Raw genomic sequence first — 11,312 nt, 5'->3', positions numbered from 1 at the left:
GTAATTTGTGATTAGCGCGAAAGCCTGAATTTTCGTTAACTTTTTTCTAATTTATGGATCAAAATTTTTCTCACATTATGATTCAAAGCATAGCAGTGTGAGATTTATTAATAAAGATATAACTGCGACAGACTTGTGTGTACACCGTAGCTCCTCAAAGGAGAGGGGCTGGGGGTGAGGGCAAAACGTTGTCACCAAGCGGGTTTAGCGTTAAGTTGACACCTATGCTCCATCTATCGCAATCATTTTTCAAATTGGTATGAGTTTAAGGCAAACCTCAAGCTAGAATGTTTGCGGCTACTAATTTTCAAAATAAAGAGTTACTTTAAGAGCAGCATTTTGTAGGCATCGCCCGTCATATTATGGCTGTTTGATTACTTATTAAACCCGAAAAACCCCACCCCGCCAAAGCTACGCTTTGTCTCCCCTTCCCGATGCTTTGGCTACGGTGTACACACAAGTCTTTTCGTTCACAACACAAGTACTTTCGTTCACAACACAAGTAATTTCGTTCACAACACAAGTAATTTCGTTCACAACACAAGTCTTTTTGTTCACAACACAAGTCTTTTTGTTCACAACACAAGTACTTTTTAGGACTTACGCAAAATATCTCTCAAACTCTGATTTCTCCGTGTCGCGCCAGTTGCTACAACGGGGGGAACCCCCGCAACGCACTGGCTTCTCTGCGCCTCTGCGGTTCGTTATTCCGTAACTCGTGCGTAAGTCCTACTTTTATCCACATCCTAGATGTTGATTTGCTGCCTCTGGGTTAAACACATGGCAATTCCTTTTTCGTAGTAAGCTGCCTCATTAATAAAAATTGGCCAAACAGTAGATGCACCTTCATAAATAATTGTTTTATCGTCAAAAGTTATAAAGATTGGATCGCCTGGGTTCAAGGCTTGATAATCCTTATCCTCAAGCTCTGGATGAATCATCCCAAAGATTGTACCATCAGATTTTTTTGGGTAATCTACAACTGATAAGTGGTCATAGAGAATCAAGGTTTCGTTATTTGATGGAATCTTACCCTGGTTAAACTGTTCTAGGTAGTCCAGAAGGGCGCGAACAAGTTCCTCTGTTTGTTGGAACAGCGTTGCTTTTAAAAGTCCTTGGGCAATTGGGCCAACCTCAAATGCAAAGCCTAATTCGCACAGAGAATTTACAAATGGGTTTTCTGCAATTGATTGAAAAGAGCAGCGATAAACCCTAACCAAAGGATTAATCTGACTCAGATAAGCAGCCAATTTCAAATTTAAGGGATGACTGTTATCAAGAATAATTGTCAGACCCATATTAGCTGTACTACTGTGTAAGTCTAAGATGAAATCTGCTTGTTTATCCCCATTTGATGATAGGGTATTGTGGATTAATTTAGCTTGCAATTCTTCGTAACTTTTCAGAGTCGGATCTTGTAAGTCTTGCTTGAGAAAACAGCGATTTAAATCTTTCTCTACATATCGCCTCCCGGCGGCAAAAGCATGAGGATTTGCTAACAGGGTGACTGTCTCAAAACTCGATCTAGTAATCAAATCGGGAAACTGGGCAAATTTTTGGACTAGGTAGGCTCCTGTAAACTCATTGCCATGAGTTCCACCGACAATTGCAACTCGATTAATCTGGTTCATGAAGCATTCACTTTGCCAATGCGATCGCGATCGTGTGGTTGATTAAGATAGGACATATCAGGGCCATTGGGGATAATTCCGCCGGGGTTGAGTGGAAATAGGTTTCCGTAGTAGTCCCGCTTCACGCTTTCTACGTCGCAAGTCTCAGCTACACCCGGAAGCTGATACAAGTCACGTAGATAAGCTCCGAGATTCTGATAGTCTCGAATTCGCTGCTTATTGCATTTAAACAGCCCATAGTAGGCACTATCAAACCGAAATAAGGTTGTGAATAACCGCACATCTGCAAGTGTCAGATGTTCACCGCAGAGATAGCGATTAGTCTGCAATGCAAGTTCAATCTCATCGAGAGTTGCGAACAGTTCATTACAGGCTTGATTGTATGCTTCTTGAGTCTGGGCAAAGCCACAGCGATACACCCCGTTATTTACCGCGTGATAAATCTTTTCATTCCACCAGTCAATCTTCTCTTTAAGTTCTTCTGGGTAGAGATTTAGCGTCGGATTGTTGGCGAACTCGTTAAACTCAGAGTTCAGCATGACGATAATCTCTGAACTCTCATTATTGACGATCGCTTTTGTTTGGTTATCCCATAATACTGGCACTGTAGAGCGTCCACTGTAGCCGGGTTCTGCCTTTTGATAAAATTCAGCCAGTGTGCGACAACCTTCTTCTTCATCGTTGAATATCCAACCGCCTTCAATGGGAGAAGGAGAGACGATACATACTGATATTACCGCTTCGAGTTTTTTGAGCGATCGCACAACCAAAGTTCGATGTGCCCAAGGACAGCCCAGCCCAACATAGAGTTTGTAGCGCCCCGTTGCTGGTGGGTGGGGATTTCCTTCGTCTGTGCCGATGAACTTGCGAAACTGACTATTAGGACGAATATATGCTCCAGACTGATTGCGAGGAGCCAGATTTGACATCATTATCTGCCACATAGTCGTCCAGACAAACTTTCCTACCCAGATAATCAGCTTGGGAGGAAGCGACTTACCTTTCTTCTTGGGGAGCTTTTTCTCGTCATCCATTGGAGTTGAGTTAGTCATGGCGACAATCTTGCTTTGGGAGCGATCGACGTACCTTCAGATTTCTTACTTTAACTCTACTACGCTTTGCATGAACTATTGGATCTATAGCAGTCCTAAATCATTTGTGAAAATTATATATCTCTTTCTTCTTTCTTCCCTTTGCGCCCTTAGCGTACTTTGCGGTTCGTTTTCTTATAATTTTTCACGAATCACATAGGACTGCTATATATGACAATATTGTTGATATCGATATCGCTTTAAAGACAATTTCTAAGCTAGCGATCGCTTATTTTTAAGAATAGTTTATTCTGTTTCATAATCTCTATCCACTTTGTAAGCCTGTAATAAATATTCTCCATTGAAGTGAATGAGATGAGTAGAATCTTCCGCAACCCAAACATCGGTTTCCCAAGCAATTTCAGCCAAATACTCCACCATTGCTTTCCGACTTAAAAAGGTTGTTACCATTACAAGGGGAATTTTTATATCGGCAAAGATAACTTCAAGTTCTTTCTTTCGTTTAGGGTTAATTGGTCCATGAGAAGTTACAGCTTCAATTAAAACTAGCCAATCATTTTTTAGATGATGGATAATCACATCAGGCATTTTACCATGAGAATCGATAGTAACACCTAAATCTCTCAATGCCACTTCATTAAAATGCGCGAATTTTTCATCTGTATCACCAACATAAATCAGTTTTGCTCCAGGTGTAAAACGTTCTGCAAACTCCTTAATAATCTTTTCGATCAGAATATTCTGCCCACCTGGCGATAGAGTTTTTACCTCTCCTTCAATCACTATCGGAATACGTGATAGTTCCCGCTCTTGAGCATATCGTTTTTTCAAAGTTTCAACTGAAGCCAGATAAGTATGAATACTCTTCTTCCATTCAGCAGTTCCATAAGTACGTAAGAGTTCAAGCGTACTTTCTTCAATCTGATATACTGTTTTCGGACTGTTAACGGGGCGTTCAGGTGCATCTGGATTTACAATTATCAAAGCCGCATCTAAGAATTGATGGACTGTTTGGCGGCGAACAGTTTCCCGTGTATTAGGTTTATATGTTTTGCCATAGTGCAGTGCCATAAATTCCATCATTGGCGTAATTCCGATTAGGGGAGATGCAGCAGTTTCCCAAGGATCTGTTGGCTTTAAGTTAAGTAGAGCCAGCAGGGTTAAGGCTGAACGCTCATTAAGTTGTGCCCGTGGAAGTCCAAGTTCAATTAGAATTTGTAGTGCTTCATCAATACGAATTTTAATTATTAAGGGGTTGTTTTCAGACTGATTGCTCATACTCAGTAACTCTTTTTGCAAAAGTTCATCAATTCCTTTCTGTGATGGAAAATGCTCAGTAATATATAGCCCTACAGTCATTAGTTGTGCTATTGTCGGATATTTTAAATTTCGTAAATCGGTTGCATTAACCTGAGTATGTCCATTAAACAACCGAAAAAATGCATCAACGAGGCTAGAGTTAAGATAAGCAGCAAGACCACGTGCTAGGGTAAGATTAAGTCCTCCTCCGTCCTTGTGAAAATAATTCAGGTGATTTTCAAAACCTACCCAAGAACAATTAATTTTGTTAGCATCATATACAACAGCAACAACTCGTTTTTTTTCCTCTTTGGAGGAAAATCGTTTAGTCAAAACATAATGCTCGTTGGGTACTAAAAGAGATATAGTTTGTTCTGCATATAGCAGAGCTTGGTGTTTTTTAGTTACCTTGGGATAATCAATATATCCTGCTGAAAAATTCAAGGGATAAATCAAGGGAACAGTATCTTCTTTTGGTGTTAAACACAGATATTCTTTAGCACGAAAATCTACAACCCGTCCCGTTGATACAGTTAATTCTAGGTCTTTTAATGTGCAGGTAAAATTAGCCATTTTTTCAATGACCTGTTGACTTAGTGTATCGGGGATAATGTGGATAAATTGTTGCGAGTCGTTGGGAAGAACTATCTCTGTATAAGCTAAGGAATTTGAGAGAATAAAATCATCATCAGCATTTGAACTTGTACTGATGATTACATTGTCAAATTTTGGTTTTTGTTTAACAGCATGAATAATAATTGTTTCCTGCAAAACTTCATCATCACTAAAAGCTTCCTGTCTTGATTCAAAAAGATGTATCTGATCTAAAGCCATCATTTCCAAAAACATTCTGCGGAAGTCTCTAAAATATGGCCCATTACAGAAACTACGCGGCGAAATAGCTACAAGCTCTCCTCTTGATTCAAGAAGCTGAACTGTAGCAGCGATAAAACCTGTATATAGATTGCTGGCTTCTAATCCTATAGAACGTAACAAATCACGAACTTTGGAATGAGCATTAATTTTTAAATATGGGGGATTGAGAATAGCGTGGGTAAATCTGCAATTTTCAGGATTATCGAACAAACTAGGGCCAATAAGTCTGACTGCATCCTCAATAAAATCCGTCTCTCGAATCTCATAATTTAAAGAGATCCCAGCTATTTGACATTCTCTATCACATAATTTCAATGTCTGATGCAAATACCCAATCAGAAAAGGATCTATTTCATAGGCAACAATATCTAAATTGGCTGGGCGTTTTTGGCTGTGACAAAGTTTAGCCACAAAAGCTGCAAGCAATGAGCCAACTCCTGCTCCAGCATCAAGTAAAGATATTTGAGGAAGATCGAGTTTGCCAAACATCCCAACCATTAATTCTGCTACTGGAGCAGGAGTCAAAAATTGGCCCAGTTTTCCTTTTTGCTTTTGATCCTGTTTCAAGCTTGCAGCAATCCTCAGAAGGTGTACTTCACCGAGTAAGTTTCTGGCAGAAGATTTCGACAAGCTTTTGAATTCTAACGGCTTGTGATGATTGTCTGTAAACTCTCTACTGCTTGATTGGAACATCACGGCTCATTTTCACAGAACAAAAACCAACTTTATCAGGTTTTGAATTTACGCCATGATATTTTAAGGAAAACTGATGCAAGAAGCGTCTCTTTATCCAAAAATTATTGTTAAAACTATGCTTCAGGCTAAAGTCTTTGTCACTCGTCGCCTACCCATCGAATTAGAGCAACTACGATCGCTTGCTACTGTCGAAGTTTGGCCAGAACGCCAACCCCCTCCCTACGAAATTTTACTAGAAAAGGTCAAGGAAATAGATGGATTGCTATGTCTGCTGACTGACCAAATCGATCGCCAACTTATCGAGTCTGGGAAACTCAAAGTCATCAGTCAAATGGCGGTGGGTTACGATAACATTGACATTGCCGCCGCTACGGCACGACAAATTCCCGTCGGTAATACTCCTGGGGTGTTAACCGATGCTACCGCAGATTTTGCCTGGGCGTTACTAATGGCAGCTGCACGGCGAGTAGTGGAGGCAGATCGGTTTACTCGTGCAGGTTTGTGGCAGACTTGGGAACCAGATTTGTTATTGGGGCCAAATGTTACGGGTGCAACTTTGGGGATTGTTGGTTTTGGGCGGATTGGACAAGCAGTTGCGCGTCGTGCCAAAGGGTTTGAAATGCGGATTTTGTATACTAGTAGGCAACGATGCAGCCCAGAGTTAGAACAATCTTTAGGTGTGGAGTTTGCTACGTTAGAACACTTACTGCAAGAGTCAGATTTTGTGACACTGCACACACCATCGGCTGATGATACTTATCATTTAATTAGCGATCGCCAATTTGAATTGATGAAGCGATCGGCTATTTTGATTAACACGGCACGAGGAACGATTGTAGATCCAGATTCTCTATATCGCGCCCTTGCCAGTGGTCAAATTGCGGCGGCGGCTGTAGATGTCACCGAACCAGAACCGATTCCCAGCGATAGCCTGTTGTTGACCTTAGATAATCTAATTATTGCGCCTCATATTGGCAGTGCCAGCCGTCAAACGCGCTCAAAAATGGCAACAATGGCGATCGCTAATTTAATCGCGGGATTGAGGGGCGATCGCTTGGCTAATTGTGTCAACCCCGAAATTTATAATTCATAATTCACGCCTGATGTGAATTATGAACGCCCTCAATCTAGTACCGCAAGGCGGAAGTCAAAAGGGACGCATAACTATGCGTCCCTAAAGCAAATTGCTGTAAACCTTTAGAAGGTGAAAGTTGTTCTCAGCGTACCAATAATTGCATCATCGTTATTGCTGTTTTGACCAGGAGAGGTCAACCAGATTACGCCAGGGGTGATTGAGATATTATCTGACACGCGATACTTGTAAAAGCCTTCAAAGTGATAAGGTATGTCATTACCAGTACCAGCAAAAGCTCCGCCTCGGTTAAAGGCATAAGGTTCAGCACCAGCAAAAATCCCTAAAACGTTACCTTTTTTACCGAAGTCAGGTAAGGCTACCCCAAGACCGTAGCTCCAAGCTTCATAATCATCACCAGCACCAAAGCCTGTGACATCGTGGTAAGAAACGAAGCCACTGACTGACAGTTTGTCGCTGGGTCTGAAAGCTGCTTCTATACCGTAAGAATTACTGGAAGATCCGTTTAGGGTAGTTAGAGTGTTAGCTTGACCAGTACCTACGACGCGGTTAGCACTACCCAAACCACCACCTAGATCGAATAAATTACCACCCCCAGCACCATGATATCCGTGAACGTAGGTAGCAGCTATAGATAAGCGATCGCCAACACTAAAGTTCAATTGTCCCAAGGCTGCATAGTTACCCTCTAACAAACCTTGATTTGTCCCAGGATTATTAGCATTTGATGCCAAGTAGCCTATAGTCAATGAACTTGGTTTGAAAAAATTGCCACCCTTACCAAAGGGTAAAGTCAGTGCCGCACCTGCACCACCACCAATGCGATAAATCGGACTTTCAGAAGCAAAGGTAGACAAAGCACCATTACCGCCATCAAAATCCTCAAAGTAAGGGTTGTTAGTGGCAACATAATCGCTATGAATACCTCCGGTGCCCGCAAAGTAAGCTTGAACTGGGCCTATGGGTACGTAATAAGCTAGCCAGTCGATAATCACACTGTTGTTACTAGTGCTGCCGAGTTGAAATGTTTGTGTGCCTTCAGCAGTATCGATAGCACCACCACCATTCCCTACTTGATTAAAGGCTAGTGCATTCCCGGCTGCAAGACGGGTGTGTAAAACGTCTTTACCCGTGAAGCTGGTTTGCAAGTCTAAACGTACCCTATCTTGGAAGACAGTATTATTCGCATCGCCAGTATTATTGCCAAAAATATCAGTAACGGCAAAAATGGCTTCACCCACCAATTTTGTGGTAGTAGAAAACTGATTAGCTTCAAGTTCCGCAGTCCGTGCTTCTACAGAATCTACTCGACCACGCAGAGTTGCCAGTTCTGCCGAGAATTCCTCTTGCAAACGCTGGAGAGTCGCCAAATCCTGTTTTGTTACCAAGTCAGCAGTTGCTGTCGCAATCAGTTCATTAACTCGATCTAAACAAGCATTTAAACCTGCGGCAAACTCATAACGAGTCAGTGCCCGATTGCCACGGTAAGTAGAATTTGGGTATCCAGCAATACAACCGTAGCGCTCAACTAGGGATTGCAAAGCTTGGAATGCCCAATCAGTCGGCTGTACATCAGAAAATTGAGAAACTGATGTGACTTGAGACAGTGAATTCTGATTTTTGCCTTCGTTGCTGTAGCGATTAACCTCTTCTAAAACCTTATTTTCATCAGTTTTTTGGGCAAGCAATTGCTGATTAACTTTTGGTTGCTCTGTTTGAATGAATATTGAAGCATTAGCAGCTATTGGCTTTGTATCTTCAGAAGAGCTTGCTACTTCAGCAGCAGCCATAGCCTTAGCGGAAACCAACACCGTCACTCCCAAAACTACTGGACTTAGTACCAGAGTTTTCCACAATAGATGAGACATTTTTATTTTCCTTTTCCAAAGAATAACCAAAATCAGTTGGTTCAAGAAAAAGAGAACAAGTGATTATTCTGCTTCTTGGGAATCTTATCAGATTGCTGTTACCTAAGCTATATATCTAAAAAAAATTTTACAGATAAGGAATCGTCAAGTTTTGCAGATGGCTTATTTGCCAAAGATTGAGTTTATAATAAGGTAATTTCGGTCGCTTTTGTGCTATTTACGGACTTTAGCTTCTTGTTTTTAACCCTGATTTGCGGTAGTTGCTTTTTATCTTCAAATTTATTCCTGAATCAAGAAAGTGTATTTCTATATGGGGTTTTGCTGATAAATTAGTAATTATTGATTATTAATTATTTTGAACCTCCAACCTGCCGAATGTCGGATAAATCAATACTGTTCAGTTAAGCCCAAAATCCTTAGTAAAGACACAAAATTTTACTTCTTACCGCTGCACTAACGCGTCTCTACAGGTTGAAAATCAGTACCAAAAATCTTTATCCAAGGGGATTTGGATATAAATGTTAGGTAAATAATCTTTAATAGTAGCCAGTTTTGTGTCGGGATAGGCTATCTTCAAGCACATCTCCATCCTTATTTAAGTCTTTGATTTAGGCAGATAATTTTTCATAACTATCAGCAGTTGTTGCTTCTAATCCCAGAATGGGATACACATCTAGTTCAGATGTTCCGTGCATCGTCAGAAGCAGAGCGTCGATTAAGGCTTTGGCTTTAAGCAACGTTTCCTGAAACTCCATCTCCGGCTCAGAAAGGGCTATGATTCCGCCACCGATACCAATGGAGGTTTGATTGGGAGTCAAAACAGCAGTCCGAATCACAATATTCAAATCGGCTGAACCATTTAAGCCTAAAAAGCCGATCGCACCTGAATAGACTCCCCGCGCCTCTTGTTCTAAGCGATCGATAATTTGCATGGTGCGGATTTTCGGCGCACCAGTCATCGATCCTCCAGGAAATGCAGCTCGCACGCAATCCACCGCTTGTAAATCCGAACGTAACCGCCCGCGTATAGTTGTCACCAACTGATGTACTGTTGGGTATGTTTCCACATCCATTAATTTTGGTACGTGGATGCTACCAACTTCACAAACTCGTCCTAAATCATTGCGTAACAGATCGACAATCATCAGATTTTCAGCTCGGTCTTTTTCGCTGTTGCGTAGCTTCTCACGGAGGACGAAATCGGCTTCGGGGGTTTCTCCTCGTGGTAGGGTTCCCTTAATAGGTTTGGTTTCTACCCATCCTTGGCGATCGATCCGTAGAAACCTTTCTGGAGACGAGCAGGCGATCGCTACGCTCGCCGCAGGCATCGCAATTTCACCAAAGCGTAAAAATGCAGAATAAGGAGCCGGATTGATTTTACGTAATGTGCGATAGAACGTCAATGGATCGGGAGTTGCATCAGTGTAAAGCTGATTTGTCAGGCAAACTTGATAAGTTTCTCCTTCGTGAATTTCGTCCAAACATTGCTGAATATCTTGAATATAATTTTGATAACTGCGACTCAAACGAAACTTAACAGGCTGACAACTTTCTTGGGGTACAACAGAAAAAAGAGGATCTAGAGTTTCGAGTTGTTGTTGGATAGTATCAAACCAAGTTTCTACCTGTTCTATTTGTCCTTTTTTGATTAATTGCAGCAAATAAATACACTGTTCTTGATGATCGATCGCAATCATGCGATCGCAAAGTAAGAAAATTGCATCGGGTAATGGTGAAGAATGTACCAATGACGCTCCACATTCCGCCTTAAGTTCATAACCAAAATAGCCAACAAATCCACAGTTAAAATCAAAAGGTAACTCATCAGATTGACAAAATCGGCAATCTATTTCTCGCTTCAAATACTCAAAAATACTTTCGGTGCGACGAGTCACTGTATCTGATTGTGTAATGATGATTTCTTGCGTTTGGGTATGATATCGCACCAATAAACTGTTTGCTCCGCTGCCATCACCCATAAACGAGAAGCGAGATAGACCAAGTTCTACACGGCTGCTATCTAGCCAAAAAGCATTCGGTGCATCCTTAAACAGCTGTACAAATATTTGTTCTGTATTTGGGCAGATATCTAACTTGCGCGTATACAATTCAAACTTATCTTCCTGTTTTTGGCAGGGTTCATCTACAGTAAGAGTAACAGATTCATATCCAATGCGATACTGTTTTTTTGGACTTCTTGACGATCTTTTTGGAAATTGCAGTGTAATATCTCGAAAGTTTGCTAGTAATTTTTGCCCATATTCTGTACAAATAGACTCTGGGTGAAACTGCACACCCCAAAAAGGTAGATGTAGATGACGCAATGCCATCACCAATCCTTCTTCAGTCCAAGCAATTTTTTCTAGACACTCCGGTAGTTCATCAGCAACTAATAATGAGTGATAACGCACCACAGAAAAATTGTTAGGAATACCTTGAAATAATTCCGAATTATTATGATAAATTTTACTGAGTCTGCCGTGTCGAACTTCCGGTGCATGAATCACTCTTGCACCATGTAGATAGCCAAGCCCTTGATGCCCCAGACAAACTCCCAACAAGGGTACATCCACATTCTCAATTATTTGCCGGCAGACTCCAAAATCTTCTGACCTTTCTGGACGACCGGGGCCAGGTGAAATCACAATGTTGTCAAATGCAATTTCTTTCAATTCATCCCAGTTAAGGCGATCGTTATAAATTACTAGAGGTAATTCACCATTTACCTCGGCAATCATCTGGTAAAGATTAAAGGTATAAGAGTCATAGTTATCAATAATTAACGTTTGCATACATA

Annotated in this window: 6 protein-coding genes; 1 reads left to right on the top strand and 5 read right to left on the bottom strand. The window is 41.2% G+C overall.

Annotated features, from left to right (window positions below):
- Nucleotides 1-746 precede the first annotated feature (746 nt).
- The 3 genes from V7K61_RS20070 to V7K61_RS20060 form a co-directional block, all read right to left on the bottom strand.
- Complete coding sequence (locus tag V7K61_RS20070; RefSeq protein ID WP_335055921.1) at nucleotides 747-1,631, bottom strand: aspartoacylase; 885 nt, start codon at nucleotides 1,629-1,631, stop codon at nucleotides 747-749.
- Nucleotides 1,628-2,683 carry a glutathione S-transferase family protein gene (locus V7K61_RS20065; RefSeq protein WP_335055919.1) on the bottom strand — a complete coding sequence of 352 codons (1,056 nt, stop codon included), beginning with the start codon at nucleotides 2,681-2,683 and terminating at the stop codon, nucleotides 1,628-1,630. The genes V7K61_RS20070 and V7K61_RS20065 overlap by 4 nt, the downstream gene beginning before the upstream one ends.
- Before the next feature lie 285 nt (nucleotides 2,684-2,968).
- Entirely contained in the window at nucleotides 2,969-5,551 is a 2,583-nt protein-coding gene (locus V7K61_RS20060) for a BsuBI/PstI family type II restriction endonuclease (protein ID WP_335055917.1), read from the bottom strand.
- A gap of 76 nt (nucleotides 5,552-5,627) precedes the next feature.
- Between V7K61_RS20060 and V7K61_RS20055 the strand changes: the two genes are divergently transcribed.
- Nucleotides 5,628-6,647, top strand: coding sequence for a 2-hydroxyacid dehydrogenase (locus V7K61_RS20055; RefSeq protein ID WP_442936336.1), 1,020 nt, complete (start codon nucleotides 5,628-5,630; stop codon nucleotides 6,645-6,647).
- Between the two features lie 104 nt (nucleotides 6,648-6,751).
- On the opposite strand, the gene V7K61_RS20050 is transcribed toward V7K61_RS20055, so the two are convergent.
- Nucleotides 6,752-8,515, bottom strand: coding sequence for an iron uptake porin (locus tag V7K61_RS20050; protein WP_335055915.1), 1,764 nt, complete (start codon nucleotides 8,513-8,515; stop codon nucleotides 6,752-6,754).
- Nucleotides 8,516-9,123: 608 nt separating this feature from the next.
- On the bottom strand, nucleotides 9,124-11,307 hold the full coding sequence (pabB, locus tag V7K61_RS20045; RefSeq protein ID WP_335055913.1) for an aminodeoxychorismate synthase component I: 2,184 nt from the start codon (nucleotides 11,305-11,307) through the stop codon (nucleotides 9,124-9,126).
- Nucleotides 11,308-11,312: the final 5 nt, after the last annotated feature.

It is taken from the genome of Nostoc sp. (assembly GCF_036918015.1).
In the GTDB taxonomy this organism is placed as follows: domain Bacteria; phylum Cyanobacteriota; class Cyanobacteriia; order Cyanobacteriales; family Nostocaceae; genus Nostoc.
Note: the sequence above shows the minus strand (reverse complement) of the source record. Positions and strands in the feature narration are given on the sequence as shown.

Coding starts and splice junctions, on each gene's coding strand:
- V7K61_RS20070 (WP_335055921.1), bottom strand. CDS start 1,631: ATGAACCAGATTAATCGAGTTGCAATTGTCGGTGGAACTCATGGCAAT.
- V7K61_RS20065 (WP_335055919.1), bottom strand. CDS start 2,683: ATGACTAACTCAACTCCAATGGATGACGAGAAAAAGCTCCCCAAGAAG.
- V7K61_RS20060 (WP_335055917.1), bottom strand. CDS start 5,551: ATGTTCCAATCAAGCAGTAGAGAGTTTACAGACAATCATCACAAGCCG.
- V7K61_RS20055 (WP_442936336.1), top strand. CDS start 5,628: ATGCAAGAAGCGTCTCTTTATCCAAAAATTATTGTTAAAACTATGCTT.
- V7K61_RS20050 (WP_335055915.1), bottom strand. CDS start 8,515: ATGTCTCATCTATTGTGGAAAACTCTGGTACTAAGTCCAGTAGTTTTG.
- pabB (WP_335055913.1), bottom strand. CDS start 11,307: ATGCAAACGTTAATTATTGATAACTATGACTCTTATACCTTTAATCTT.